The 24,917-nt window shown below is 65.7% G+C and carries 25 protein-coding genes; 8 read left to right on the forward strand and 17 right to left on the reverse strand.

Translation table 11 applies throughout. From position 1 onward, the window contains the following. Window positions 1–2: 2 nt before the first annotated feature. The 5 genes from AC07ZH_RS10875 to glmS all read right to left on the reverse strand — a co-directional run bounded on the left by AC07ZH_RS10875 (window position 3) and on the right by glmS (window position 6,227). A complete protein-coding gene (locus tag AC07ZH_RS10875) occupies window positions 3–452 on the reverse strand; it encodes a chemotaxis protein CheW (RefSeq protein WP_495199744.1) in 450 nt (149 codons plus the stop codon). Between the two features lie 159 nt (window positions 453–611). After that, the gene (locus AC07ZH_RS10880; protein WP_119108639.1) at window positions 612–1,247 is read right to left on the reverse strand and encodes a trimeric intracellular cation channel family protein; all 636 of its coding nucleotides are present in this window, start codon (window positions 1,245–1,247) and stop codon (window positions 612–614) included. 26 nt (window positions 1,248–1,273) lie between these two features. Next, complete coding sequence (locus tag AC07ZH_RS10885) at window positions 1,274–2,557, reverse strand: M20 family metallopeptidase (protein ID WP_495199745.1); 1,284 nt, start codon at window positions 2,555–2,557, stop codon at window positions 1,274–1,276. Between the two features lie 93 nt (window positions 2,558–2,650). Then, the gene (locus AC07ZH_RS10890; protein ID WP_495199746.1) at window positions 2,651–4,117 is read right to left on the reverse strand and encodes an MFS transporter; all 1,467 of its coding nucleotides are present in this window, start codon (window positions 4,115–4,117) and stop codon (window positions 2,651–2,653) included. A gap of 199 nt (window positions 4,118–4,316) precedes the next feature. Then, complete coding sequence (gene glmS / locus AC07ZH_RS10895; RefSeq protein ID WP_495199747.1) at window positions 4,317–6,227, reverse strand: glutamine--fructose-6-phosphate transaminase (isomerizing); 1,911 nt, start codon at window positions 6,225–6,227, stop codon at window positions 4,317–4,319. 118 nt (window positions 6,228–6,345) lie between these two features. Here glmS and AC07ZH_RS10900 point away from each other — a divergent pair, with 118 nt between their 5' ends. The 4 genes from AC07ZH_RS10900 (at window position 6,346) to AC07ZH_RS10915 (ending at window position 9,395) form a co-directional block, all read left to right on the forward strand. After that, window positions 6,346–6,837, forward strand: coding sequence for an Lrp/AsnC family transcriptional regulator (locus AC07ZH_RS10900; RefSeq protein WP_495199748.1), 492 nt, complete (start codon window positions 6,346–6,348; stop codon window positions 6,835–6,837). A gap of 117 nt (window positions 6,838–6,954) precedes the next feature. Continuing rightward, window positions 6,955–7,947 (forward strand): DnaJ C-terminal domain-containing protein, encoded by a 993-nt coding sequence (locus AC07ZH_RS10905; protein ID WP_495199749.1) that lies wholly within the window; start codon window positions 6,955–6,957, stop codon window positions 7,945–7,947. Window positions 7,948–7,950: 3 nt separating this feature from the next. After that, window positions 7,951–8,295: a chaperone modulator CbpM gene (locus tag AC07ZH_RS10910; RefSeq protein ID WP_119110368.1), complete on the forward strand. Its 345-nt coding sequence runs from the start codon at window positions 7,951–7,953 to the stop codon at window positions 8,293–8,295. Continuing rightward, the gene (locus AC07ZH_RS10915) at window positions 8,292–9,395 is read left to right on the forward strand and encodes a diguanylate cyclase (protein ID WP_495199750.1); all 1,104 of its coding nucleotides are present in this window, start codon (window positions 8,292–8,294) and stop codon (window positions 9,393–9,395) included. Before AC07ZH_RS10910 ends, AC07ZH_RS10915 begins: the two co-directional genes overlap by 4 nt. Window positions 9,396–9,478: 83 nt before the next feature. Here the strand turns inward: AC07ZH_RS10915 and AC07ZH_RS10920 are convergent, their stop codons facing one another. From AC07ZH_RS10920 to AC07ZH_RS10930, 3 genes are all read right to left on the reverse strand, one after another. Further along, window positions 9,479–10,246, reverse strand: coding sequence for a sensor histidine kinase (locus AC07ZH_RS10920; RefSeq protein WP_495199751.1), 768 nt, complete (start codon window positions 10,244–10,246; stop codon window positions 9,479–9,481). Between the two features lie 26 nt (window positions 10,247–10,272). Beyond that, a complete protein-coding gene (gene glmU / locus AC07ZH_RS10925) occupies window positions 10,273–11,703 on the reverse strand; it encodes a bifunctional UDP-N-acetylglucosamine diphosphorylase/glucosamine-1-phosphate N-acetyltransferase GlmU (protein ID WP_495199752.1) in 1,431 nt (476 codons plus the stop codon). Between the two features lie 87 nt (window positions 11,704–11,790). Beyond that, window positions 11,791–12,162, reverse strand: a complete 372-nt coding sequence (locus tag AC07ZH_RS10930; RefSeq protein ID WP_495199753.1) for a DUF2917 domain-containing protein — start codon at window positions 12,160–12,162, stop codon at window positions 11,791–11,793. Between the two features lie 116 nt (window positions 12,163–12,278). Between AC07ZH_RS10930 and AC07ZH_RS10935 the strand changes: the two genes are divergently transcribed. Continuing rightward, window positions 12,279–13,283, forward strand: a complete 1,005-nt coding sequence (locus tag AC07ZH_RS10935; RefSeq protein ID WP_495199754.1) for a LysR substrate-binding domain-containing protein — start codon at window positions 12,279–12,281, stop codon at window positions 13,281–13,283. Between the two features lie 76 nt (window positions 13,284–13,359). On the opposite strand, the gene tyrS is transcribed toward AC07ZH_RS10935, so the two are convergent. Beyond that, window positions 13,360–14,592, reverse strand: coding sequence for a tyrosine--tRNA ligase (gene tyrS / locus AC07ZH_RS10940; RefSeq protein ID WP_119110362.1), 1,233 nt, complete (start codon window positions 14,590–14,592; stop codon window positions 13,360–13,362). A gap of 201 nt (window positions 14,593–14,793) precedes the next feature. Between tyrS and AC07ZH_RS10945 the strand changes: the two genes are divergently transcribed. Next, window positions 14,794–16,152, forward strand: coding sequence for a peptidoglycan DD-metalloendopeptidase family protein (locus AC07ZH_RS10945; RefSeq protein WP_495199755.1), 1,359 nt, complete (start codon window positions 14,794–14,796; stop codon window positions 16,150–16,152). Window positions 16,153–16,285: 133 nt separating this feature from the next. Next, complete coding sequence (locus tag AC07ZH_RS10950; protein WP_495199756.1) at window positions 16,286–17,410, forward strand: anhydro-N-acetylmuramic acid kinase; 1,125 nt, start codon at window positions 16,286–16,288, stop codon at window positions 17,408–17,410. A gap of 6 nt (window positions 17,411–17,416) precedes the next feature. On the opposite strand, the gene erpA is transcribed toward AC07ZH_RS10950, so the two are convergent. From erpA to AC07ZH_RS10980, 6 genes are all read right to left on the reverse strand, one after another. Then, the gene (erpA, locus tag AC07ZH_RS10955; RefSeq protein WP_495199757.1) at window positions 17,417–17,779 is read right to left on the reverse strand and encodes an iron-sulfur cluster insertion protein ErpA; all 363 of its coding nucleotides are present in this window, start codon (window positions 17,777–17,779) and stop codon (window positions 17,417–17,419) included. 60 nt (window positions 17,780–17,839) lie between these two features. Beyond that, window positions 17,840–18,238 carry a bactofilin family protein gene (locus AC07ZH_RS10960; protein WP_119110359.1) on the reverse strand — a complete coding sequence of 133 codons (399 nt, stop codon included), beginning with the start codon at window positions 18,236–18,238 and terminating at the stop codon, window positions 17,840–17,842. Window positions 18,239–18,287: 49 nt separating this feature from the next. Beyond that, on the reverse strand, window positions 18,288–19,004 hold the full coding sequence (locus AC07ZH_RS10965) for a DUF6776 family protein (RefSeq protein ID WP_119110358.1): 717 nt from the start codon (window positions 19,002–19,004) through the stop codon (window positions 18,288–18,290). Between the two features lie 143 nt (window positions 19,005–19,147). Further along, on the reverse strand, window positions 19,148–19,540 hold the full coding sequence (gene rpsI, locus AC07ZH_RS10970) for a 30S ribosomal protein S9 (RefSeq protein ID WP_119110357.1): 393 nt from the start codon (window positions 19,538–19,540) through the stop codon (window positions 19,148–19,150). Window positions 19,541–19,551: 11 nt separating this feature from the next. Then, window positions 19,552–19,980, reverse strand: a complete 429-nt coding sequence (gene rplM / locus AC07ZH_RS10975; protein ID WP_119110356.1) for a 50S ribosomal protein L13 — start codon at window positions 19,978–19,980, stop codon at window positions 19,552–19,554. Between the two features lie 219 nt (window positions 19,981–20,199). Then, complete coding sequence (locus tag AC07ZH_RS10980) at window positions 20,200–22,125, reverse strand: serine/threonine protein kinase (protein ID WP_495199758.1); 1,926 nt, start codon at window positions 22,123–22,125, stop codon at window positions 20,200–20,202. A gap of 228 nt (window positions 22,126–22,353) precedes the next feature. Between AC07ZH_RS10980 and AC07ZH_RS10985 the strand changes: the two genes are divergently transcribed. Continuing rightward, window positions 22,354–23,247, forward strand: coding sequence for a 23S rRNA (adenine(2030)-N(6))-methyltransferase RlmJ (locus tag AC07ZH_RS10985; protein WP_495199759.1), 894 nt, complete (start codon window positions 22,354–22,356; stop codon window positions 23,245–23,247). Here AC07ZH_RS10985 and metF read toward each other — a convergent pair. Both metF and AC07ZH_RS10995 read right to left on the reverse strand, forming a co-directional pair. Then, window positions 23,236–24,117 carry a methylenetetrahydrofolate reductase [NAD(P)H] gene (metF, locus tag AC07ZH_RS10990; RefSeq protein ID WP_495199760.1) on the reverse strand — a complete coding sequence of 294 codons (882 nt, stop codon included), beginning with the start codon at window positions 24,115–24,117 and terminating at the stop codon, window positions 23,236–23,238. The genes AC07ZH_RS10985 and metF overlap by 12 nt on opposite strands. Continuing rightward, window positions 24,114–24,899, reverse strand: coding sequence for a TlyA family RNA methyltransferase (locus AC07ZH_RS10995; protein WP_495199761.1), 786 nt, complete (start codon window positions 24,897–24,899; stop codon window positions 24,114–24,116). Before AC07ZH_RS10995 ends, metF begins: the two co-directional genes overlap by 4 nt. Window positions 24,900–24,917: the final 18 nt, after the last annotated feature.

Consider the following 24,917-nt stretch of genomic DNA (forward strand, 5'->3'; position numbering starts at 1 on the left):
GGTCAGTGCTTTTCCAACGCCAAATCCAGAGACTGCTCTTCCTCTGGAGAAAAGAACCGATCCAGATCCTGAATCAAAACCAGACCATCGTGCGTCTTGAGCACGCCCTCAATTTGAGGGGTGCCTCCGACAATGTCACCGGTGCACACGACAGCATCAGCCGGGCGTTCGACTACACCCAAGACGGACTCCGCGATGATGGCGAGTCGCCTGGTGCGTGCACGCACCACAACCAGACTGTCGGCCGCTACGACTGCCCGCAGAGCAAGGCCAAGGCGCTTGCGGATGCTAACGATCGCGACGACTTCGCCCTGGATGTTGATGACCCCCACGACGACTTCAGGCGCCCCTGGCAGCGGCGTAATTTCAACCATGCGCAGGACACGGTCCACCGCGGCCAGCGGCAGAGCGTAAGTCTGCCCGTCAACCCTCAGTAGAACCAGTTTAATCATGGGAGTCCCCCTTTCCACTAAGGATCTCTCATATGGACGAATAGCGCAACGTGGAGACTGAATCACCCGGGGCGGTTCAAGGCCGATGCTGCACGCATTGGTCAGACAGAACGGATACCTGCTGCATCACGAAACGACGACCCTGCTGTCTAGCAGGCCCTATTCCGAGCCGTTGCCGTCGTGTTCGGAAGAGTGCGGCAGGTTCCACTTGTAGTGCAGCGATAGATAACGAAACGCAAAGCACGCCACTAAAGCAACCCAGGTTCTACTGCTCGACAACCATCCTAGATGCTCGCCAAACACTTCAATGCTGGCACCCACCAGCGCAGCCGACGCATAGATCTCACGCTGAAGGATCACCGGCACCCGATTGAGCAGCACGTCACGCACCACGCCACCGCCCACGGCAGTGACTATGCCCAGCAGAACCGCCACCTCCGCGTTATGGCCAAAAATCATGGCCTTCTGCGCGCCGGTCACGGCAAAGAGTCCCAGGCCGATGGAGTCGAAGAGAATCACCGGGTGCGCCAGGCGCACGACCAGCGTGTTTGCGGCTATCGTCATCAAGGCTGCCGCCATGGCAACGGCAAGGTAGCGCCAATCGGTCAGCCCGGCCGGCGGCACAGCGCCGATGCACAGGTCGCGCAGCACGCCCCCGCCGCAAGCGACCGTGAACGCTATCGCGACGACGCCGAACCAGTCGAGGCCGCGGTCTCTGGCAGCGACGGCACCGCTGATGGCAAAGGCGAATGTGCCCGCCAGATCGAGCGTTGTGAACAGGCGGTGGTCGTTCAGGCCGGCAAGTGCCAATTCGTGGACGTTCATGTGTTCGTTTCAGGCCGTGGCACCGGGGGGCACAGCCACGCGGCAGCGGCGGTCAGCATGGCCTGCAAGCCTGTCTCGAGCGTCGGGTGGATCTGCGGCGCGAACTTCGGCGAGTGGTTGCTGGGAATCTTGTTGACGGTTTTTTCCTGCTGGGCCTTGGCGTACACCGCTGGGTCGGTGCCGCCGACGAACCAGAACACATAGGGCACGCCCCAAGTGCGGCCGAAGATGCTGAAATCTTCACTGGCCGACGCTGGGCTGGGTGCCAGTGAGGCGTTCTTGCCAAACTGGTGGCCGAACGCCTGCGCCACCTTTTGTGTCGCGACAAGGTCGTTCTCGGTCAGCGGGTAACTGTTGATGGTGGTGAACTCGGGCGGCCGCTCGGCACCGGAGGCATCACACTCGGCGCAGCAAATGCGACGGATCGACTTGAGCATGTACTCACGCGTGTCCTCGCTGAAGGTGCGCATGTTCAGCTTGATGGTGGCATCGTCAGGGATGATGTTTTCCTTGGTGCCAGCCTGCAGCGAGCCGATCGTGAGCACCGCCGGCTCGGTCGGTGCAATCTCCCGCGAGACGATGGTCTGCAGGCGCAGCGTGGTCGCGGCGGCCATGATGACCGGATCGATGGAGGTTTGCGGCTGTGAACCGTGTGAGCCGCGCCCGAAGAGCTTGATCTTCAGGCTGTCTCCGGCCGACAGTGTGACGCCGGGACGGTAACTCACGGTGCCGGCGGCACCGACCATCACGTGCTGGCCGAGGATGATGTCGGGTTTGGGGAAGCGGCCTGCGCCCCAGTCGCGCACCATGGCGTTCGCGCCCTCCGCTGTTTCTTCGCCGGGCTGGAAGACGATCATCAGCGTGCCCTGCCAGGCGGCGCGATGCATGGACAGGATGCGCGCGGCGCCGATCATCCAGGTCACATGCATGTCGTGACCGCACGAATGTGCCACGCCGACCTCGACACCTTCCGCGTCGCGCGCCGTCACGGTGCTGGCATAGGGCAGCCCGGTGTTCTCGGCCATCGGTAGCGCATCCATGTCCGCGCGCAGCATCACGGTCGGGCCGGCACCGTTCTGCATCACGCAGACCACGCCGGTCACGCCGACGTTGCACGTCACCTCGTAGCCGAGACCCTGCATCGCGTCGGCGACGATCTTCGCGGTGCGGACTTCCTGCATCGACAACTCGGGATGCTGGTGAAGGTCTTTGTAGAGTGCTTCAAGTTCGGCCATCAGGGTGGGTCCGACCGAGCCGAGAGCTTGGGTGAGGGCATTCATGACAACTCCAGAAGTGATGAAGCAAAGTTGAAAGATGTCCGGCAGACAGCGTGCTTGAGGGACTCTTCGGCGCTTGACATGACGGTTGGGGATTCAGGCCTGCGCCTTCGTCCCCTTGGGCACCGTGAGCATGATGGAGACAATGGCCATCACGACCATCAGCACGTTGAAGCCCAGTGCAACGATGGCGGCTTCCCGCACGGCCAGGTTGTCCTGGCGGCCACTGAAGGTGATCACCCCTTCCAGCCAGTGCATGCTCGCTCTGTCGCCGCTGAGCGCGGTGAAAAGGGCGGCGGAGATCGCCACGCCGAAGGCAGCGCCGAGCGACGAAGCCATCTTGTAAATGCCCGAACCCGAGCCCGCCTGGGCCGCCGGAAGGTTCGACAGCGCCGCATCGGTCGACGGCGTCGCATAGAACGCCAGACCGACACCGAACAGGGCATAGCCGACGCTCGCGAGGATCTTGTAGTCCGACAGCAGCAGATGGGCAGGCGACACCAACAGAATCGCCAGGCCCGTGATCAGACAGCCCCAGACCATCGGCTTGCGCGGCCCGAAGTGCTGCAGCAGCTTCTCGCCCACGCGAATGAAGGCGATGATGGCAATCGCGTAGCCCAGCGTCAGAAAGCCGGCCTGTTGGGCGTTCATACCGCCACCGATCTGCACCAGTTGCAGCGACACGATCAGCGTGCCAGCGGTACCGTTGACCAGGAAGTTGGAAATCGTCGCGCCGGTGTAGGTCGCGTTCTTGAACAGGCTGAAATCAAAGAACGCATTTGGCGCCTTGTCTTCGAAGCGGAAAAACAGCCAGCCGAAGACCACTGTTACCGCCAGCAGACCCAGGCCGACCGGACTGGTCCACCCCAGCTTGTTGCCCTGGGTCACCAGCACCTGCAGTGCCACCATGGTGACCATGAAAGCCAGCACGCCAGACAGGTCGAAGCTGTACCCACCCTTGGTTTCAGCCCTGTTCTCGGGTGCGCCGTGCATCATCCACAGGCCGAGCACGCTGACGACGATGGCCACCCAGAAGATCGAGCGCCAACCGAAGTGCTGCGACATCAAGCCGCCGAACAGCGCGCACAGGCCTGAACCGCCCCACGAACCGATCGACCACATGCTGATGGCACGCTGGCGCTCGGAGCCATCCCAAAATGCTTTCACCAGCGCCAGGCTGGCCGGCATGATGCAGGCGGCCGACAGGCCTTGCAGCGCACGGCCAACGAGCAGAACCGGTGTTGCCAGTTGCCCCTGCGGTGTGATGGCCACCAGCAGCGAGCCGACGATGCTCAGGTAAAAACCAATGCGAGTGATCTTTAGCCGGCCAACACGGTCGGCCAGGCCGCCCATCACCACGATGAAGATGCCAGAAAACAGCGAGGTGATGGCCACCGCGACGTTCATCGTGTTCGCATCCATGCCCAGGTCTCGGCCCATGTCGGGCGCGATATTGAGCGTCGTCTGGGCAAACAGCCAGAACGCGATGACGCCCATGATGATGCCGAATAGCAGCCGGTCGTTGCCCTTGTACGCCACCTTGGATTGAACGCTGGGATTCATCTCGTTCTCCATTGCGCCTACGCAACCGGGTTTGTCTCGGCGGCTGCGTCACCGGTAAGTACCTTCTGATCGACCACTGCCGCCGGCATCGGCCGTCAAGGCCGACGAATCACAATATGCCTCTTGGCATTTCTGAGCAATACGTTTCCAATCGTTCTGCCCGTTGATCTGATGTTGCCCCTGTATTCCCGGCCCTGCCTCACTCCACCGTGACCGATTTCGCCAGGTTTCTGGGCTTGTCCACATCCGTCCCCCGCGCGCAGGCCGTGTGGTACGCCAGCAGTTGCAGCGGCACGACGTGCAGAATAGGTGAGAGCGCCCCGTAGTGCTCGGGCATGCGGATGACGTGCACGCCCTCGCCGTTGGCAATGCGCGTATCGGCGTCAGCCAGCACATACAGCACGCCGCCGCGCGCGCGCACCTCCTGCATGTTGCTTTTGAGCTTTTCCAAGAGCGCGTCGTTGGGCGCCACCGTCACCACCGGCATGCTGCTGGTCACCAGCGCCAGCGGGCCGTGCTTGAGTTCGCCAGCCGGGTAGGCCTCGGCGTGGATGTAGCTGATTTCCTTGAGCTTGAGAGCGCCTTCCATGGCAATCGGGTAGTGCAGGCCACGGCCGAGGAACAGGGCGTTTTCCATGCGGGCGAAATCTTCGGCCCAGGCGATGAGCTGGGGTTCCAGCGCCAACACTGCCTGCAAGGCGACGGGCAAGTGGCGCATCGCTTTGAGGTGGGTGGCTTCCTGCTCGGGGGTCAGGCGCCCCTTGGTTTGCGCCAGCGCCAGCGTCAGCAAAAACAGGCCGGCAAGCTGCGTGGTGAAGGCCTTGGTGCTGGCCACGCCGATCTCCACGCCGGCGCGCGTCACATAGGCCAGCTTGCATTCGCGCACCATGGCGCTGGTGGCGACGTTGCAGATGGTCAACGTGTGTTCCATGCCCAGGCTTTGCGCGTGGCGCAGGGCGGCGAGCGTGTCGGCCGTTTCGCCCGACTGGCTGATGACGACCACCAAGGTGCGCGGGTCGGGCACGCTGGTGCGGTAGCGGTATTCGCTCGCCACCTCCACCTGCGTGGGGATGCCGGCAATGTCTTCGAGCCAGTAGCGCGCCGTGCAGCCGCTGTAGTAGCTGGTGCCGCAGGCAAGAATCAGCACGCGGTCGATCTGCTCGAACACGCGCCAGGCAGCCGCACCCGGCGTGCCGTTGTGCTCGGGGCCGTCGAACAGTTCGGGGACAATGCCGGCCACGCCTTCGAGCGTGTCGGCAATGGCGCGCGGCTGCTCGAAAATTTCCTTTTGCATGTAGTGGCGGTAAGGCCCGAGATCCACCGCGCCGCTGTGGGCGTGGACGGTGCGCACCGGGCGATCGCCCTGGCTGAGCGGTTTGCCGCTGCTGCCCACAATCCAGTAGCGGCCGCGCTGCAGGTCGGCAATGTCGCCTTCTTCGAGGTAGACGATCTGGTCGGTGACGCCGGCCAGCGCCATGGCATCGCTCGCCAGGAAGTGCGCCTCGCCACCCGCCCCCACACCCAGCACCAGCGGCGAGCCGGCGCGCGCCCCCACCACGCGGTGGGGCTCGTCCTTGTGCATCACGGCAATGGCATAGGCGCCGCGCAGCTCGGCAATGCTGGCCTGCACGGCGGCAAACAGGTCGCCGCTGTAATGGTGGTCGATCAGGTGGGCAATGACTTCGGTATCGGTCTGGCTGGCAAACACGTACCCCCGTGCCTGCAAGCGCTCGCGCAGCTGCTCGTAGTTTTCAATGATGCCGTTGTGCACCACGGCGACACGGCCTGGCTGCTCCGCGGCGCCCGGCGTGCAGCCATGGCTGAAATGCGGATGGGCGTTGTGCACCGCAGGTGCGCCGTGCGTGGCCCAGCGGGTGTGGGCAATGCCGGTGCCGCCGCTCAAGTGCTCGGTGCGCACCTGCTCCAGCAACTCGGCGACGCGCTGGGTGCTGCGCGCGCGCACCAAGCCTCCGGCGGCGGCGGGATTCAGGCTGGCGGCGTGAATGGCCACACCGCAGGAGTCGTAGCCACGGTATTCGAGGCGCTGCAAGCCCTGGACGAGGGTGGGAACGATGTCATGGAGCGCAACTGCGCCAACGATGCCGCACATGGAAAGCCTTTGCTGTGGAAGGAACAGCCGGCATGCTAGGTGCGGCGACTAGAAATGTGTGGCATTGTTTTCAACAAATTATTTCCATAAAATTCATTCAATCAAATATATGAAATTTATGGAAAATTTATTGCTTGATAAAGTTGATAAAAAACTTCTCGCTGTCTTGCAAGAAGACGCCACGCCCACCAACCAGCAACTCGCTGCACAGCTGGGGATATCCCCTCCCACCTGCCTGCGCCGCGTGCGCCGGCTGTGGGAGGCCGGGCTCATCGCGCGCCAGGTCGCCATCTTGCAGCCCGAGGTGCTGGCAACGGCATTGGGCCATGGCCTGCACGCGATTGGTGAAGTGCTGCTGGACCGCCAGACTGCCGAGGCACAGGACGCCTTCGAGGCGCGCGCCGTGGCCGAGCCCTGCGTGGCGCAGTGCTGGCGCATGGCCTCGGGGGCTGACTTCGTGCTCGTACTGCAAGTGCGCGACATGCCGCACTACCTGGAGCTTGCCGCACGCCTGTTCACACAGGATGCCAACGTGCGCAACGTCAAACTGCACTTCGCCACACGCCGAGCGAAATTCGAGACAAAACTGCCTCTTGCGCAGGCACAGTAAGCGCTTGCCGCTATCAAATTTTTCTCACTCTGAGACACTGTCCAATGTGCAGCACACAGAGCGCCTGGCGTAGAGTTCACACTATGGCCTGAGCCACCCCAACCGGAGTCCTGACGCATGGAATTCAAGGATTACTACCAGACGCTGGGCGTAGAGAAAAGCGCCAGCCAGGACGAGATCAAAAAGGCCTATCGCAAGCTGGCGCGCAAGTACCACCCCGATGTGAGCAAAGAGGCGGACGCCGCCGCCAAGATGGCGCAACTGAACGAGGCCAACACCGTGCTCTCCGACCCGGAAAAGCGCGCCGCCTACGACAGCGTCAGCGCACAGGCAGCCGCCCAAGGGGCGCGCGGCGGCGGCGAGTTCCGCCCACCGCCGGGCTGGGATACCGGCTTTGAATTCTCGGGCAGCCCGTATGAAGGTGGGGATGGCGGCGACTACAGCGACTTTTTCGAGCAGCTCTTTGGCCAGGCCGCGCGCCAGCGCGGCGGTGCAGGCGGGTTTGGCCAAGGCGGCGGCCATGCGGCCCGGCGCGGCAGCGACCACCACGCCAAGATCGAGCTCGATTTGCTCGACGCCTACCAGGGCGGCACGCGCACGCTCTCGCTGCACGCCGCGCGCCCCGGCCCGAACGGGCGCATGGTGAGCGAGGAACGCAATCTCGAAGTGAAGATTCCCAAGGGCGTACGCGAAGGCCAGCTCATTCGCCTCGCTGGCCAGGGCGCCCCGGGCATGGGCGACGCGCCGGCGGGCGATCTGTTCCTGGAAGTGCACTTCCGGCCCGATGCACGCTGGCGCAGCGTGGAGCGCGACGTGTACCAGCCGCTGCCACTGGCTCCATGGGAAGCCGCGCTGGGCGCCAGCGTCGAGGTGCAGACGCCCAGCGGCACCGTCGAAGTGACCGTACCGGCGCGCTCACGCGCGGGGCGCAAGCTCCGCCTCAAGGGCCGCGGCATTCCTGCGGCGACGCCGGGCGACCTGTACCTGGAGATCGACATTGCCCTGCCACCGGCCGACAGCGACGCCGCGCGCGCTGCCTGGACGGCGCTTGGCAAAGCGTTCCCCACGTTCAACCCGCGCGCCCCCTCGCAAACTCAGCAAGGAGCCTGAACCATGCCCCATGCCTTTCACCTCCCTGCCCAGATGGCGGAACTGCTGGGCGACGACAGTTTGAGCCTCGAAGAACTGGCCCGCGCCTGCCGCCGCGCACCCGAATGGGTGAGCGAACATGTCGAAGCCGGGGTCATTGCCCCCCAGCCCGCCGACGCAGTCAGCGGCGGGATGGTCACCTGGCGCTTTGCCAGCACCACGCTGGTCCGCGCGCGCCGTGTGGCCCAGCTCGAGGCCTGCTTTGACGCCGACCCGCATCTGGCGGCGCTCACCGTGGATTTGATGGAGGAAGTGGGCGATCTGCGCCGCCAGTTGCGGCAACTGCGCCCCCCCGTGCCTGGGTCATGACAGCCGCCCCGCAGCCTGCCCCCAAGCACCGCAGCGCCAGCGCGCGCGCAAACACCTACCGCAGCATTTACCCGCTGCGCATCCTGGGCATGGGGCTCGGGCTGTGGGTGATCTGCAGCGTGTTGATTCAGACCGGCGATCTGGCGCGCTTTGGCTGGCTGGCGCTCCTGACCCTGGGGCTGTGGCCGCACCTGGCCTACCTGCACGCGCGCACCAGCCGCAACCCCTACCGCGCTGAAGTCCGCAACCTGCTGATCGACTCGGCCATCGTCGGCCTGTGGATTCCGCTGATGCACTTCAACCTGCTGCCCTCCGTCGTGCTCGCGGTGATCACCACGCACGACAAATTCGGCACCGGCATCAAGCGGCTGTGGCTGTATTCGCTGCCTGGCATGGCAGGCATGGCGCTGCTGGGCACGCTGGTACTGCGCCCCGAGCCGGTACTGGCCAGCTCGCTGTCCGTCATCATCGCCACGCTGCCAGTGATCGTGCTGCACAGCCTGGCGGTGAGTTTTACGAGCTACCGGCTGATTCGCACCGTGGCGCGGCAAAACAAGGAGTTGAAAGCGCTGCGCCAGCGCGATGCGCAGACCGGGCTCTTCGCCCGCGCACACTGGCAGGAGCAAGCCCAGGCCGTGCTGGAAGGCGCGCGCCGCAGCGACCGGCCAGCTTGGCTGCTGATGATCGACATCGACCACTTCAAACCGATCAATGACGTACACGGCCACACCGTGGGCGACGAAGCGATTCGCGTGGTGGGCGAAGTCATCCGCGAATCGGTGCGCGACCGTGATTGCGCCGGGCGCTATGGCGGCGACGAGTTCGCCGTGGTCTGCGCCGATACCGACGAAGCCCATGCCCATGCCATCGCCCAGCGCATCCGTGAGCGCATCGAAGCGCTGCGCCTGGCCGAACTGCCCGAGCTGCGCCTGACCAGCAGCATTGGCATGGCGCGTGCCAGCCGCAGCCACATGACACTGCGCGACTGGCTCAATGCGGCCGACGCAGCGCTCTACCGCGCGAAGCACGAAGGCCGCAACCAGGTCGCCAGCGTGTTCGGCGCGCTGGACGGCGGCGAACTTCAGCGCCCATATTTATAGCGTTTTCGGCCTCTAACGCTTATCTGACAAGCGTTTGCAGCTACTTAAAAAATAGCAATATTCCGCTAACCCGGCTAACCCGGCTAACCCGGCCATTGCACGGTGACCGTGCAGCCCCGACCCACCTCGGCCTGCGCGCTGACGCTGCCGCCGTGGCGCCCGGCAACGGCCGCCACCAACGCCAAACCCGCGCCCACGCCTTCGAATTCGCGCTCGGGGTGCAAGCGCTGGAACAGATCGAACAGGCCCTTGGACTGCGCCTGATCGAACCCCACACCGTTGTCCTGCACGCTCAAGCGGCACAGGCCTGAGGCATCGCGCGTGCAGGCAACCGCAATGTGCGGTGCCGGACAGGAGCGCGTGAACTTGATGGCGTTGGCCAGCAGCTCCTTCAGCAGCAGGCGCAGCTGCTGCGCGTCGGCTTGCACAGCGGGCAGTGGCGAGGCGATCTGCCAGGCGATGGCCCGGCCCTGGGAAACGCTGGAGAGCTCATTGACCACTTGTGCCAGCAGGTCCTGCAGGTCCACGGTTTCGATCCGCAGCGGCGCCGCCTGGATGCGCGAGAGCGCCAGCAGGGCATCGAGCATGCGGCCCATGCGCTGGCCCGCCTGCTCCATGGTGCCCAGAAACTCCAGCGCTTCTTCGCGCTCGGGCGGCGGCAGGGCAGCGGGCTCCAGAATTTCGCGCAGCAGCGGTGCAAACGCGGTGACGTGGCGCAGCGGCGCACGCAGGTCGTGCGAAATGGCGCGCAGCAAGTCCTGGTGCGCGGCCCGCAGGCGCGCCAGCTCCTGGGCGGGCGTCTCACCCTGGGGGGAGGTGGACGAAAAACCTTCGGGTGCGGTGCCGGTCATGCTCTCGCTCCTTCGGCGCGCCGCTTTCAGGGCGCGGGCTTCTTGGCCGGCCGTTTCCAGCCGGTGATGTTGGTTTGCCGTCCGCGCGCCACGCTCAGCGCGCCGGCGGGTACGTCCTTGCTGATGGTTGAGCCGCCGCCCACCGTGGCGCCCGCGCCAATGGTGACCGGCGCCACCAGCACGCAGTTGCTGCCGATGTGCACATCGGCCCCCATCACCGTGCGGTGCTTGTTGGCCCCGTCGTAGTTGGCGGTGATGCTGCCGGCGCCGTAGTTCACGCGCTCGCCCACTGTAGCGTCGCCCAGGTAGGCCAGGTGGTTGGCCTTGGCGCCGTCGGCCAACTGGCTGTTTTTCACCTCGACGAAATTGCCAATGTGCACCTCGCGCCCGAGCTGCGCACCGGGGCGCAGCCGGGCAAAGGGGCCGACCAGCGCGCCCTCGCCCACCTGCACGCCGGCCGCTTCGCCGTCGATGTGCGTGAAGGGGTGAATCACCGCGCCCGCTGCGATGCGCGCATTGGCAATGCAGCAGTAGGCGCCGATGCGCGCGCCCTCGCCCAGTTCGACCCGGCCGGTGAAGATGCAGCCGACGTCGATCTCCACATCCTGCGCACACACCAGTTCGGCGCGCGCGCCGCTGCGGGCGTCGTCGCGCAAGTCAAAGCGTGCCGGGTCGGCCAGGCGCACGCCCTGCTCCATCAAGGCGGCGGCGGTGCGGGTCTGGTGGGCACGCTCCAGCTCGGCCAGTTGCGCCGGACTGTTGACACCCGCCACCTGCACCGCGTCGTCGATGGTGTGCGTGGCCACCGGCACGCCCTGCGCCACGGCCATGGCCACCACCTCGGTCAGGTAGTACTCGCCCTGGGCGTTCTGGTTCGACAGGCGCGGCAGCCACTGCAGCAGCAGGCGCGCAGGCACGGCCAGGATGCCGCTGTAGACCTCGGTAATGGCGCGCTCGGCGTCGCTGGCATCTTTTTCCTCGACGATGCCGCGCACGGTGCCGTCGGCGCCGCGCACGATGCGGCCGTAGCCCTTGGGGTCGGGCAGGTGCACGGTCAGCAGCGCCAGCGCTTGGTCGGCGCAGGCCTGCACCAGGGCGCGCACGGTGCCCGGCTGGGTCAGCGGCACGTCGCCCGAGAGCACGACGACGGTGCCGTCGTCCTGCAGCAGCGGCGCCGCCTGCTGCACGGCGTGGCCGGTCCCGAGCTGCGGCTCCTGGCGCACGAATTTCAGGTCAAATTGGCCTCCAGCGCTTACCACACCTGCGCAAGCAGCTTCTACTTCCATAGCGCCATGGCCGGTGACGACAATGGCGCTGCGCGCGCCCAGCGCGCTCGCCTGGCCCAGCACATGCTGCAGCAGCGGGCGGCCCGCCAGGCGCTGCAAGACCTTGGGAAGGCGGCTTTTCATGCGCGTGCCCTTGCCGGCAGCCATGATCACGGTGTCAATGGGGTTCATGCTTCGCGTCTGTGCACCGGGCGGCGCCCGGCCTCGCGCCGCATTATCCCCGCCGCCCGTGGAGGCCCATGGCGCAGAGGGGCGGGCTCAGCAGCTGGCTGCCGGAGCACAAGCAGGCGCGCGGCGCAGCACCTGGCGCTGCACGGCATCGGGCCGCTGCCAGGCAAAGCGCAGCTCCATGCCACGCGCCGCCTCGATCAGCACGCGAGAGCCGGCCGGCACGCGCAGCGTCTGGCCGGCGCACACAAAGACGTCGCCCGCGCGCGAACCACCCGGCTCGAACGGGCCGCGGCCAAACGTGAGCCAGGCACAGCCGGAATCGATGCGCAGCAGCTGCGCGCGGGGCGCCGACAGCCGGGCCACCTCGCCCGGCGCCAGGCGCTGTCCAGCAGCGGTGGCGGGCAGGGCAGACGCGGCGTCCGTGCTACGGCTACGGAACAACGATGCGGGGGCGGACATGAGAAGCTCCTGAAAATGCAGTGATGAGGCTTGTCATGGTCGGCGTTCAGACCCCATCCGTCCAATGAAAACGCCTGGCTGCATTGATGCACCAGGCGCATCAATAGAATGGTGCCATGGCAAACGCATCCACCCCGCCTCCTTCGCGCCCACTGCCCCGCAGCCGTCCCGTGGGGCTGGGCCACTGGCGCGCGTTCCTGGCCGTGGCCGAGCACCTCAACTTTCGCGCCGCGGCCGAGTCCCTGTCGCTCACGCAATCGGCCGTCAGCCGCCAGATTCAGGCGCTGGAGGACGAAATCGGCCTGCCGCTGTTCCTGCGCCATACGCGGGCCGTGGAGCTCACCGGCTCCGGCGCCCAGTTGCTGCGCAGTTGCACGCCCGCCATCGAGCGCATTGATGCCGCCGTGCGCCTGGCGCGCCAAAGTGCAGGGCGCAAAAGCGTGGCCATCACCACCTGGGCCAGCTTTGCCTCGATGTGGCTGATTCCGCGCATGGAGGATTTCCAGCGTGTGCACCCGGACATCGATATCCGCATCGACGCCAGCGACCTCGCCGTCGACCTGGACACCTCGGATGTCGACCTGGCCCTGCGCTACGGGCTGCCCGGCCACCGCATGCAGGGCGGCCAGCGCCTGTTTGGGGAGCAGCTCGCCGTGGTCGCCAGCCCCTGGCTGCTCAAGGCCAGCGGGACGCCCAAGATGCCGGCCGATCTGGCGCGCTTCACGTTGATTGAAGCAGGCGATGCGCACCGCACGGCGAATCTCGAATGGCTGAGCTGGCGGCGCTGGTTCGATACGCAGGGCTGCGGCCAGCTCCAGCCCAAGCGTTGGCTGTATTTCAACTACGCGCACCAGATCGTGCAGGCGGCCCTGGCCGGCCAGGGCCTGGCGCTGGCGCGCATGCCGCTGATTGCCGACGCCCTGGCCTCGGGCGACCTGGTGGAGGTGATGCCGGGCCACCGCCTCGATTCGCCGCTGGCCTACTGGCTGCTGACGGGCCCGCGCAGCAGCCAGCGGCCCGAAATCCAGGCCTTTTGCGCCTGGCTGGCCCTCGAAGCCGAAAGCACCCGCCGCGCCATTGGCGACATGCCCGACCCGGACACGCTGGCCTCGCCCTATTAACGCTATTAATTAAATAGCTTCAAGCGCTTACCAAATAAGCGCTAGAGGCTATTTTTAGCCAAAAATTAGGCGGATTTCAGGCGAGCACCACGCGCGCAAACCTGCGCTTGCCCACCTGCACCACGTAGCTGCCTGCCGCCAATTTGAGGCCCCGGTCGCTCACCACGCCGCCATCCACGCGCACGCCGCCACCGTCGATCAGGCGGTTGGCCTCGCTGGACGAGGGCGCCAGGTTGGCCTGCTTGAGCAAAGCGCCAATCCCCAGCGGCGCGCCCGCGAGCTGCACTTCGGGAATATCGTCCGGCACGCCGCCCTTGCTGCGGTTGGCGAAATCCTGCTCGGCCGCATCGGCCGCCGCAGCGCTGTGAAAGCGCGTGGTGATCTCCTTGGCGAGCATCACCTTGGCATCCTTGGGGTTGCGCCCGCCTTCCACCTCGGCCTTGAGCCGTGCGATCTCGGCCAGCGAACGGAACGACAGCAGCGTGTACCAGCGCCACATCAGCGTGTCGGAAATGCTCAGCACCTTGGCGAACATGGTGTTCGCCGGCTCGCTGATGCCGATGTAGTTGTTCTTGCTCTTGCTCATCTTCTCGACGCCGTCGAGCCCTTCGAGCAAGGGCATGGTCAGGATGCACTGCGGCTCCTGGCCGTATTCCTGCTGCAGGTGGCGGCCCATGAGCAGGTTGAACTTCTGGTCGGTGCCACCGAGTTCCAGGTCGCTCTTCAAGGCCACGGAGTCGTAGCCCTGCATCAGCGGGTACAGAAATTCGTGCACGCTGATCGACTGGCCGCTGGTGAAGCGCTTGTGGAAATCGTCGCGCTCCATCATGCGCGCCACCGTGTATTTGGCGGCCAGGGCAATCATGCCGCTGGCGCCCAGGGGCTCGCTCCACTCGCTGTTGTAGCGAATCTCGGTGCGCGCCGGGTCCAGCACCAGGCTGGCCTGGCGGTAGTAGGTTTCGGCGTTCACCTTGATCTGCTCGGGCGTGAGCGGCGGGCGCGTGCTGTTGCGGCCGGACGGGTCGCCGATCAGGCTGGTGAAGTCACCGATTAGGAAGATCACCTGGTGGCCCAGGTCCTGCAACTGGCGCATCTTGTTGAGCACCACGGTGTGGCCGATGTGGATGTCGGGCGCCGTCGGGTCCAGGCCGAGTTTGATGCGCAGCGGCTGGCCGGTGGCCTGCGAGCGGGCCAGTTTTTGCACCCACTCCTGCTGCGGCAGCAGTTCGTCGGCACCGCGGAGCGACACTTCCAGCGCTTGTCCTACAGTCTCAGTGAGCGGAAAAGTTGTAACAACTGAATGATTCATAAGGGTTTTCAAGGGTGCCTCTGGCGGCCGGTTGGCTATACTGCGGGCCACCTCGCCGTCGCGGATTCTAGTAGCCACCCCGTTTATGCGGCTTGGTTTGCACTGCCGGACGGCCCTCCTGACAGTATGTGCGCCTTGGCAAGCCCTCGACCGACCCGGTCGCCTGCCGTGCCAGACCCACGCCACCCTGGGGACAGAATTTTGACCAATGGCTTGACCGATGCCAGCCGCGCGCTGCTGCAACCGCTTTCCCGCAGCCTGCGCAACCACCCCAAACGCATTACTGCCGCCCTTGCGGCCCTGCTGCTGACCGCTGGCGGCGGCGCTTTCGCCGTGGCCTCTCTGGGGCCCGACGCCGCCGATCTGCCGCAGCAGCGCATCGCGCAACCCGTGCAGTCGCTCGCCAGCGACGCGACGCTGGCCCAACTCACCGACCGTCCTGCCTTCACGCTGTACCGCAGCGAGCAGCTGCGCAGCAGCGACACGGCCGAGTCGCTGCTGCAGCGCCTGGGCGTGGCCGATCCGGCCGCTGCCGCCTGGCTGCGCCGCGACCCCAACGTGCACCAGAACCTGCTCGGCCGCACGGGCCGCTCGGTAACGGCCGAGACCACCGACGACCACCGCCTTACGCGTCTGACGGCACGCTGGGCACCGGACGATAGCGGCAATTTCAAACGCCTCGTCATTGAGCGTTCGGGCGACGGCTTTGCCTCCCGCGTCGAGTCGGCACCGCTCACGGCGTCGAGCCGCTTGTCGGGCGGCGTGATCCGCAGCTCGCTGTTTGCCGCGACCGACGAATCCAATATCCCCGACCCGGTGGCGGTCCAGCTCGCTGAAATATTCTCGGGCGATATCGATTTCCGCCGCTCGCTGCGCAAGGGCGATCGCTTCTCGGTGGTCTATGAAACCCTGGAAGCCGACGGCGAACCGCTGCGCACGGGCCGCGTGCTGAGCGCCGAGTTCGTGAACAACGGCAAGAAGCACGAAGCCATGTGGTTCGAAGAACCCGGCAGCAAGGGGGCTTACTACACCTTGGCGGGCGAAAGCCTGCGGCGCGCCTTCCTGAGCGCCCCAGTGGCGTTCACGCGCATCTCCAGCACGTTCTCCATGCGCTTTCACCCCATTCTCCAGAAGTGGAAAGCCCACCTGGGCACCGATTTCGCGGCCCCCACCGGCACGGCCGTGCGCACCGTCGGCGATGGCGTGGTCGAGTTTGCCGGCGTACAAAATGGCTATGGCAACGTGATTTTCGTCAAGCACCGGGGCGAACACGAGACAGTCTATGCCCACCTGAGCCGCATCGACGTGAAGAAGGGCGAGTCGGTCACGCAGGGTGAAACCATAGGCGCCGTGGGCCAGACCGGCTGGGCCACCGGGCCGCACCTGCACTTCGAGGTCCGCGTGAATGGCAAGCAGGAGGACCCGATGGGCGTCGCCCGCTCCAGCGAGGCAGCGGCCCCCATCTCCGCGGCTTCGCGGCCAGCCTTTGACCGCGTGGCCGCGCTGATGCGCACCCAACTCAATTCGGCCGAGCTGATCCAGCAGGCCAGCGCCGAATAATGCTCCCCCCTGAGCCGCCTGCGGCGTCTTCCCCCCAGGGGGACGCCGCCTGCGCGGCGGGACGGCCCTTGCGCGGCGACCGCTGGCCTGGCGCGCAGTGCCTCTTGTGCGATCTTGGTGGCTGTGGACCGGCGTGAGCACCTCCTGCGCTCCCGGGCTGTACATCGGCCTGATGTCGGGCACCTCGCTCGATGGGGTGGACGGGGTGCTGGCCGAGATTTCAGAGCAAAAATGCACGGTAGCGCTCTACCAGTCCGCCCCGATAGCTCCTGAATTAAGAGCAGAATTGCTGGCGCTCAACAGCCCCGGCCCGAACGAACTGCACCGCGCCGCGTTGGCCGGCAACGCGCTGGCCCTGGCCTATGCCGGCGTCGTGCAGGCGCTGCTGGCCGAAAGCGGCCTGGCGCCCGGCGCCGTGCGCGCCATCGGCGCCCACGGCCAGACGGTGCGCCACCGGCCGCAGGAATTCGGCGGCACCGGCTATACCCTGCAACTCAACAACCCCGCGCTGCTCGCCGAGCGCACCGGCATCACAGTGGTGGCGGACTTCCGCAGCCGCGACCTGGCCGCCGGCGGCCAGGGCGCGCCCCTGGTGCCCGCCTTCCACCAACGCGTCTTCGGCCTGCCGGGGCGAACGCGCGCCGTGCTCAACATCGGCGGCATCGCCAACCTCAGCGTGCTGCAGGCGGGCGGCGGGGTGCTGGGCTTCGACTGCGGCCCCGGCAACGCGCTCATGGACGCCTGGTGCCAGCGCCACACCGGCCAGGCCTACGACGACGGCGGCGCCTTCGCTGCCAGCGGCCGGGTGGCGGCCCCGCTGCTGTCGGCGCTGCGCGCCGAGCCCTACTTCGCCCAGCCGCCGCCCAAGAGCACCGGGCGCGACCTGTTCCATAGGGAATGGCTGGAAGCGCACCTGGCGCGCCACGCCGCGCTGGCGCCGCGGGACGTGCAGGCCACCTTGACGGAATTGACCGCCAGCGCTTGTGCAGACTGTGTTAACAGCTATGGGAGTGATAGCGATTTGTTGGCCGTATGCGGCGGCGGCGCGCGCAACACCTTCCTCATGGCGCGGCTGCAGGCGCTGCTCCCCACGACGCGGGTGACGACCACCGATGCGCTCGGCCTGCCCGCGCAGCAGGTGGAGGCGGCGGCCTTCGCCTGGCTGGCGCACCAGGCCATCGCCGGCCTGCCGGGCAATCTGCCCAAAGCAACGGGCGCCCAAGGCGCCCGTGTACTCGGCGGAATCTACCCCGCCTGAAGCGTTTCAGGAGAAGCTGGAGCCGCAGCCGCAGGTGGAGGTGGCTCCGGGGTTCTTGATGACGAACTGCGCGCCCTGGAGATCTTCCTTGTAGTCGATCTCGGCGCCCACCAGGTACTGGAAGCTCATGGCGTCGATCAGCAGCGAGACGCCGTTCTTGGTCATCACGGTATCGTCCTCGTTGGTGATTTCGTCGAAGGTAAAGCCATACTGGAAGCCTGAGCACCCGCCGCCCTGCACAAAGACGCGCAGCTTGAGCCCGGGGTTGCCTTCCTCCGCGATCAGATCGGCCACCTTGGCAGCGGCGCTCTCGGTGAAGAGAATGGGATCGGGCATTTCAGTAGGGGCAGCTTGGATGGCGGCAGTCATGGCGAGGCTCCAGAATTGGGTCTTGGGGGAATACTAATGAAGTCCTTGGGGGATTTCTTTTCACTGGGCGTTAGACGCTAATTTCAGTGGGGGCTTTGCTTCAAGCACAGCGTCGGTAGGCACCATGCTGCCGCAGATGGTGGCGCCCTGGTGCATTTCCAAGGCCTTGTAGTGCACATCGCCCGTGATGCGCGCCTTGGGCTGCAATTCAAGCAGCACCGTCGCATGCACAGGCCCCACGACCTCGCCGTTGACGATGACGTGCGCAGCATGAACGGCACCCTCCACCTTGGCCAGCGCTGAAATCACCAGCAAACCGTTCTGCCCCTCTTCGGCACGCACATCACCACGCACTTGACCATCGATGCGCAGGCCATCCGTAAAATGCACATCGCCCTCGATGCGGCTGCCCTGGGCGATCAGGCTTTTAATGGCGGGTTGCTTGTTGCGGGAAAACATGGGCGAGGCTCCTCTGGGGACGAATCAAGCGAGCAGTGGGCGCCACCGCTCACGGACTGAGGTCCGTGGTTTGCGAGGCACGAACACGCCCCTCGTGCAGGATTCTGACAGTCAAGGTTTTTACCACGGTATGGGGCGGCAGCGGCGCAATGCCTTCGAGCCGCTGGTACTGGCGCAGCTTGAAGGCCTGCGCGTCGCCAGCGAAGCGCTGGCTCCAGGGTTTGCCATCGCGTGTTCCCGCGGCCACCAGCTCCAGCTGACCTGAAAATTCCGTGGCGTTTTTCACCGGCCGCATCAGGAGCACCTGCCAATGCAGTTTGGCATCGGCCTGCTGGTCGGCCTGCAGGCCGCGAATCGCCAGGTCATCGCCCGAGGTGCTGCTGGGAATAAGCTTTTCAAAGAACCCCAGATCCTCCCGCAGCGAGCGGTTTTCGCTCTCAAGTTGCTTGAGCTGGAGCTTCAGTTGCTCAAGGGCCGAGCGCTCGGCCAGCAGCAGGCTGCCCGAGGTGTTGGCAATCGTCTGCGCCTGCTGGGAGTCGGCCCGCAAGCGCGCCAGATCGCTGCGCAGGCGCACCAGTTCTTCGCGGCTACCCGCGTCCAAGCCGGCAATCGAGCGGCCAAAATCGAACGCCCACAGCGACACAGCGGCACAAAACCCGAGGAACACCGCCAGCACCAGCCAGCGCAGCGGCCACGGCAGCGCGCTGCGCACGGCGACGCGTGGGGCACTGATCGTCAGGCGGCGTCTGAGCAGTCGAAAACGCATGCGTCTCCTGTGGCGAGCCGGGTGAAGGACATGGGCACTCTGTGGTGGGCAAAAGGGGCGATTGTGGGCCAAACCGCGTCCACCATGAAAAAAGCCGCCCCGGCGAACCGGTGCGGCTTTTGTGCGAGATCCGCCGCTGCGGATCAGCGCTTGGAGAACTGCTTGGCGCGGCGTGCAGAGCGCAGGCCGACCTTCTTGCGTTCCACTTCGCGCGCATCGCGCGTGACGAAACCGGCCTGGCTCAATACCGGCTTGAGGGTTTCGTCGTAGTCGATCAGCGCGCGCGTGATGCCGTGGCGGGCTGCGCCAGCCTGGCCGGATTCACCGCCACCGTGCACGTTGATCATGATGTCAAACGTTTCGGCGTGGCTGGTCAGCATCAGCGGCTGCTTGGCAATCATGATCGAGGTCTCACGGCCGAAGTAGGACTGAATGTCCTTGCCGTTGATCGTGATCTTGCCGCTGCCTTTTTTCAGAAACACGCGGGCGACGCTGGATTTGCGACGGCCGGTGCCATTGTTCCATTCACCAATCATCTCAAGGCTCCTTACAGTTCCAGCACTTTGGGCTGTTGGGCGGTGTGGGGATGCTCAGCACCACCGTACACCTTGAGTTTCTTGATCATGGCGTAACCCAGCGGCCCCTTGGGCAGCATGCCCTTGACGGCCTTCTCCAGCGCGCGGCCGGGGTGCTTGGCTTGCATGTCACGGAAATTCGTGGCCGAGATACCGCCGGGATAGCCCGAATGGCGGTAGTAGATCTTGTCCGTCGACTTGGCGCCGGTCACTCGAAGCTGAGCGGCGTTGATGATGACGATGAAGTCACCGGTATCGATGTGAGGCGTATAAATGGCTTTGTGTTTGCCGCGCAGACGGTGGGCAACTTCGCTGGCTACCCGGCCGAGCACCTTATCGGTGGCGTCAATCACAAACCACTCGTGCGTCACATCAGCGGGTTTGGCGCTGAAGGTTTTCATGAGTTTCTTTGGTTTGGCCGGCCTGAAAAGGGGCCGGCGTCCTTGGGCTCTTTTCCACGGTCGGTGTTTCTCTTGAAATGGAAACCTCTTAGGTGGTACTTGCAAAACCGGATTGAACCCGCTTCCACACTTCGCCGCGGAGCACGCAAGCGCTGCGAAGCCCGCCATTATAACGGGGCCACATCAAAACAGTCCACTGGCTTTCATGCAGGCGCCGCCTCAATTGGCAAAGTGGTTGCTCTCCAGCGGCTCCATAGCCTTGCGGAACTCGACGCAGGCCGAGCGCCCAGCATTGCCCGGCTTGCCGCATTCCTCGCGCAGACACATGCTGCGGGTCAGCACATTGGTGTTGGCGCACAGCGGCGCTGGCGGTGGTGCCTTGCGCGGCGCGGGGGATGGCAGCGGCGCAGGCGGCGGAGCTGGCGCCGGCTCTTGCACCGGGCTTGTCGCTGGCAAGGGCGGTTCTTTGGTGGCTTTGGTTGGTCGTGCCGATCGGGGCGGCGTCTTGGACACCGCGCGCGGGTCGCCGGAAGACACAAACGCCGGTGCCGGTCCGTCGCTGGGCACGGGCTCACCCGCGGCCGCCTGCGCAGCGGTGAGGTCTGCGGCGCCTTGTTCAGCGGGAGCCGCTTCGGGCGCCGACACCGGCGGTTTCAATTCCGTGATGATGGCGTCGGCCGGCGCTGTCGTCGGCTTCGGCAGCGGCGCCTGAGCCGGTCCGCGCAGGGCCCATGCCACGGCAACCGCCGCCAACCCGACCGCGCCCGCGCCAAGCCAGGGCCAGAGCAAACGCCGCGCAGGCGGCGCGGCAGCTCTCTCGCGGGTCCACTCGGATTCGAGCAAAGCCTTCTTGGGAGGAGCCTGCCGTGCCGGCGCCAGGGGCTCGGCCGGCTGGACCGTGTCTGGGTCACGAAACACCGTGTCCGGGCCTAGAAAGACCGTATCAGCGGCATCGGTCTGCACCGCGTCCTGGGCCCCCGGGGCGGTGGAAGCGGTCACCTGGGGAGCTACGGGCTTGGCATGCAGGGGAGCGGACGCAGGGCCCGCCGGCAGCTTCACTGCAGCACCCCCCGCAGGCGCCTGGCCCGTGAGGTCCACGGTACTCGCCGTCATGGTGGCGTCAGGCTGGTCGGTGGGCTCGACCCAGAGGTCCCCCAAACCCGCGCGGAAGTCGAAATGGTCCAGTCCCGCTGGCGCCGATGGCATCGCCATCAACGCCAGAAACGCGTCGATGCTCTGGGGTCGGTCTTCAGGCTGCAGCTTGAGCGCCTGGGAGATGGCCTCGATAAAAGGCGGGGAATATTCCTGGCCAAACTGCTTGTGCACCGTCCTGGCCACGCGCGAAAACGGCACCATACGATCGCGCAGGGCCCGCAGCGTGGCCGGCAGCGGCGCGTCGTTGCACAAACAACCATGCACCACAGCCGCCAGGGAGTACAGGTCGCTCCAAGGCCCTTGGGCCATCTCGGCGTGGCCCTCACCTTCGCCATCCGAATACTGCTCTATGGGAGCGTAGTTCACCTTCAGCACCGCCGTGTGCTTGCGGTCGCGGTCGTTGATGGCGTGGCGCGAGGCACCCAGGTCCAGCAGCACGGGAGGCCCCATATCCTGCAAGAAGATGTTGTCGGGGGAAATATCGCGGTGCAAGGTGTTGGCGCCGTGCAGCACACGCAGCGCGTCGAGCACGGCCCACAGCACCTGGCGCAGCCAGGCTTCCGGGGGCGGTGCGCGCATCTGGGTACGTGCCTGCTTGAAGGTCATGCCCCGGTACAGCGGCATCACCATGTAGGCGGTGTTGTGCGACTCCCAGAAGCGAAACACCTTCACCAACGAGGGGTGGTCGAACTGCGCCAGCATGCGCGCCTCGTCCACGAACGAGTGCAGGCCCGCCTGGAATGCTGGCTCGTCGGTAGACGAACGCGCCCAGAGTGTCCCATCGCCCGCGCGGGCGGCGAGCGCCGCCGGCATGTATTCCTTGATGGCCACCGTGCGGTGCAGCGAATGGTCAAACGCCTTGTAGACCATGCCAAAGCCGCCCACGCCCAATAGCGACAGGATTTCAAATTCGGCCAGGCGCGTGCCCGCCGGCAGCGCATCAAGGTGGCGCACCTGGGAGCGGTGTTCTGAACGGGAGCTTTCGGTCATGCGGGCGAAGGAGACGTAGCGGGACACAGGCCGGCCAAGGCGCTGGCCGGCTCCATCATCATAGGTTTCCAGGGTCGGTGAGAGCAAAAATGACTTTCTGAGACAAAAATTGCACGTTTTGCGTAGCGCATGGCCGGCGCGCAGGTGCATCTCCTGATTTTCAGCAACAAACATGCCAAACCGGCCCGCAGTGCCCAAGGTCCGGGCAGGCATGGTTACCATCGCCCCATGTTCAGTTACCGCCACGCCTTCCATGCAGGCAACCACGCCGACGTGCTCAAGCACACGGTGCTGATTGCCGTCCTGCAGCACCTCACCGAGAAAGATGCCGCGCTGACCGTCGTGGACACCCACGCCGGTGCCGGCCTGTACCGGCTCGACGGCGACTACGCACGCACCAGCGGCGAGGCAGGCGGGGGCCTGCTGCGCCTGGCAGCGCCTGCGCCAGATGCCGAGCCCCTGGCACCTGCCTTGCAGGCCTACCTGGACCTGGTGCGCTCGTTCAACCATGGCAGCAACTTGAAGGTGTATCCGGGCTCGCCCTTCATCGTCCAGCACCTGCTGCGCGCGCACGACCGGCTCAAACTGTTCGAGCTGCACCCCACCGACGCCCGTGCACTGGCCGGCAACGTGGCGCAGCTGGGCGCCGGACGGCAGGTGGTCGTTTTGGGTGAGGATGGCTTTGAAGGCTGGCGCAAATTCCTACCACCACCAGCGCGTCGCGCTTTGCTGATCTGCGATCCTAGCTACGAAATCAAGAGCGACTACGCCAAGGTGCTGGACCTTGCCACCGAGGGCATGAAGCGCTTCCCCACCGGCACCTACGCCGTGTGGTACCCCTTGATTGCCCGGCCCGAAGCGCATGACCTGCCACGCCGCCTGAAAACGCTGGCGACAAAGAGTGGCAAAAGCTGGCTGCACGCCACGCTGACCGTGAAGGCGGGCAAGGTCAAGGAGCTCGCCGACGGCAAGGTGGTGCGCCCTGGCCTGCCGGCCAGCGGCATGTTCCTCATCAACCCGCCGCACACGCTCAAGGCCGCGCTAGCGCCGGCCATGCCGCAGCTCGTCGCACGGCTGGGGCAGGACCAGCACGCGGCGTTCACACTGGAATCAGGCGGCTGATACAGGCGCTGTACGTCCCAGGCGCCGGCACAGTTCCAGCACCGCCTGGCTCTGGTTCATGGTGTAGAAGTGCAGCGCCGGGGCGCCACCGGCGCGCAACTGCTCGCACAAGCGCGTCACCACATCCAGGCCAAACGCCTTGATACTGGCCACATCGTCGCCATAGGACTGCAGGCGCAGGCGGATCCAGCGCGGTACCTCGGCGCCGCAGGCATCAGAAAAACGCAGCAACTGGCTGGAGCTGCCAATCGGCATGACGCCGGGCACCACCGGCACGCGCGCACCTTGGCGCGTGGCGTCGTCCACAAAGCGGAAGTAGGCGTCGGCGTTGTAGAAATACTGGGTGATGGCGGAATCAGCGCCCGCCTGCACCTTGGCGACGTAGGCGCGCAGATCGGCTTCAGGCGAACGTGCCTGCGGGTGCACCTCGGGGTAGGCCGCGACCTCGATGTGGAACGCATCGCCCGTTTCGGCGCGAATGAAGGCCACCAGGTCGCTGGCGTAATGGAATTCACCGCCTATGCCGTAGCCACTGGGCAAGTCGCCGCGCAGCGCCACCAGGCGCTTGACGCCCATGGCGCTCAGCATGGCGAGCTGCTCGCGCACCGACTGGCGCGTGGCGCCGATGCAGGAGAAATGCGAAGCGGCGGCCACGCCTTCCTGCAGGATTTCGCGCACCGTGTCGAAGGTGCCCTGCTGGGTGGAACCGCCGGCGCCGTAGGTCACCGAGCAGAACTCGGGCGCCAGCGCCTGCAATTGCTGGCGTACGCCGCGCAGCTTGGCCGCCCCTTCGGGCGTCTTGGGCGGGAAATATTCAAAGCTCACCGGGCAGGCGGCATTAGAGGCATCAGGAATATTGGCAGCGCTCATGCGGCCCTCCTCGCAAAAACAAAAAATTCGCGGTTGCCGTCGCCACCCTCAATAGGGCTTGGGAACCAGCTTTGGACCGTGAGCCCCAGCTCGGCACAGCAGGCGCGGATGCGCTGCTCGACCACCGCGTACAGCGCCGCGTCGCGCACGATGCCGCCCTTGCCTACCTGGCCTGGCTGCAGTTCGAATTGGGGCTTGACCAGCATCAGCAGCGCCCCGCCGTCCGCGAGCAACGGCACCAGCGCGGGCAGCACCAAGGTCAGCGAGATGAACGAGAGGTCGCCCACAATGACCGAGAATTTAGGGTCAAATTGGCCTCCAGCGCTTATTCCATATGCGCTAAAAGCTATCAAATCAGAAGCATCCAGTGCCCGCGCGTTGACCTGCTCGATGCAGGTAACACGCGCATCGCCCCGCAGGCGCGGGTGCAACTGCCCTTGGCCCACGTCCACGCCGACCACATGCGCAGCGCCCTTTTGCAACAGGCAATCGGTAAAGCCGCCGGTCGATTGGCCGATGTCGAGACACTGCGAACCTGCCACATCGAGGCCAGTAGCCGCCAGCGCCCCTTCGAGCTTGAGCCCGCCGCGCGAGACGTAGCGCGCCTCCGAGTTGTCCTGCAGTTGCAACTCGGCATCGTCCGGTACGTTGTCGCCATTCTTGCCCACCGGCTTCCAGGCGCCCTGCCCCACGCGCCACTGCGCGCCGCCCGCCAGCAGCCGCTGCGCCTGCGCGCGCGAAGCGGCGAGGCCGCGTTCGACAAGAAGTTGGTCAATTCGCATGGAGTTCCGATGGTTTTT

The sequence above is a fragment of the Simplicispira sp. GW247-4R2A genome, from assembly GCF_059424465.1.

Coding starts and splice junctions, on each gene's coding strand:
- AC07ZH_RS10915 (WP_495199750.1), top strand. CDS start 8,292: ATGACAGCCGCCCCGCAGCCTGCCCCCAAGCACCGCAGCGCCAGCGCG.
- erpA (WP_495199757.1), bottom strand. CDS start 17,779: ATGACTGCCGCCATCCAAGCTGCCCCTACTGAAATGCCCGATCCCATT.
- AC07ZH_RS10885 (WP_495199745.1), bottom strand. CDS start 2,557: ATGAATGCCCTCACCCAAGCTCTCGGCTCGGTCGGACCCACCCTGATG.
- AC07ZH_RS10910 (WP_119110368.1), top strand. CDS start 7,951: ATGCCCCATGCCTTTCACCTCCCTGCCCAGATGGCGGAACTGCTGGGC.
- rplM (WP_119110356.1), bottom strand. CDS start 19,980: ATGAAAACCTTCAGCGCCAAACCCGCTGATGTGACGCACGAGTGGTTT.
- tyrS (WP_119110362.1), bottom strand. CDS start 14,592: ATGAATCATTCAGTTGTTACAACTTTTCCGCTCACTGAGACTGTAGGA.
- AC07ZH_RS10985 (WP_495199759.1), top strand. CDS start 22,354: ATGTTCAGTTACCGCCACGCCTTCCATGCAGGCAACCACGCCGACGTG.
- AC07ZH_RS10875 (WP_495199744.1), bottom strand. CDS start 452: ATGATTAAACTGGTTCTACTGAGGGTTGACGGGCAGACTTACGCTCTG.
- AC07ZH_RS10890 (WP_495199746.1), bottom strand. CDS start 4,117: ATGAATCCCAGCGTTCAATCCAAGGTGGCGTACAAGGGCAACGACCGG.
- AC07ZH_RS10920 (WP_495199751.1), bottom strand. CDS start 10,246: ATGACCGGCACCGCACCCGAAGGTTTTTCGTCCACCTCCCCCCAGGGT.
- AC07ZH_RS10930 (WP_495199753.1), bottom strand. CDS start 12,162: ATGTCCGCCCCCGCATCGTTGTTCCGTAGCCGTAGCACGGACGCCGCG.
- AC07ZH_RS10935 (WP_495199754.1), top strand. CDS start 12,279: ATGGCAAACGCATCCACCCCGCCTCCTTCGCGCCCACTGCCCCGCAGC.
- AC07ZH_RS10900 (WP_495199748.1), top strand. CDS start 6,346: ATGGAAAATTTATTGCTTGATAAAGTTGATAAAAAACTTCTCGCTGTC.
- AC07ZH_RS10960 (WP_119110359.1), bottom strand. CDS start 18,238: ATGTTTTCCCGCAACAAGCAACCCGCCATTAAAAGCCTGATCGCCCAG.
- AC07ZH_RS10965 (WP_119110358.1), bottom strand. CDS start 19,004: ATGCGTTTTCGACTGCTCAGACGCCGCCTGACGATCAGTGCCCCACGC.
- rpsI (WP_119110357.1), bottom strand. CDS start 19,540: ATGATTGGTGAATGGAACAATGGCACCGGCCGTCGCAAATCCAGCGTC.
- glmS (WP_495199747.1), bottom strand. CDS start 6,227: ATGTGCGGCATCGTTGGCGCAGTTGCGCTCCATGACATCGTTCCCACC.
- metF (WP_495199760.1), bottom strand. CDS start 24,117: ATGAGCGCTGCCAATATTCCTGATGCCTCTAATGCCGCCTGCCCGGTG.
- AC07ZH_RS10905 (WP_495199749.1), top strand. CDS start 6,955: ATGGAATTCAAGGATTACTACCAGACGCTGGGCGTAGAGAAAAGCGCC.
- glmU (WP_495199752.1), bottom strand. CDS start 11,703: ATGAACCCCATTGACACCGTGATCATGGCTGCCGGCAAGGGCACGCGC.
- AC07ZH_RS10980 (WP_495199758.1), bottom strand. CDS start 22,125: ATGACCGAAAGCTCCCGTTCAGAACACCGCTCCCAGGTGCGCCACCTT.
- AC07ZH_RS10995 (WP_495199761.1), bottom strand. CDS start 24,899: ATGCGAATTGACCAACTTCTTGTCGAACGCGGCCTCGCCGCTTCGCGC.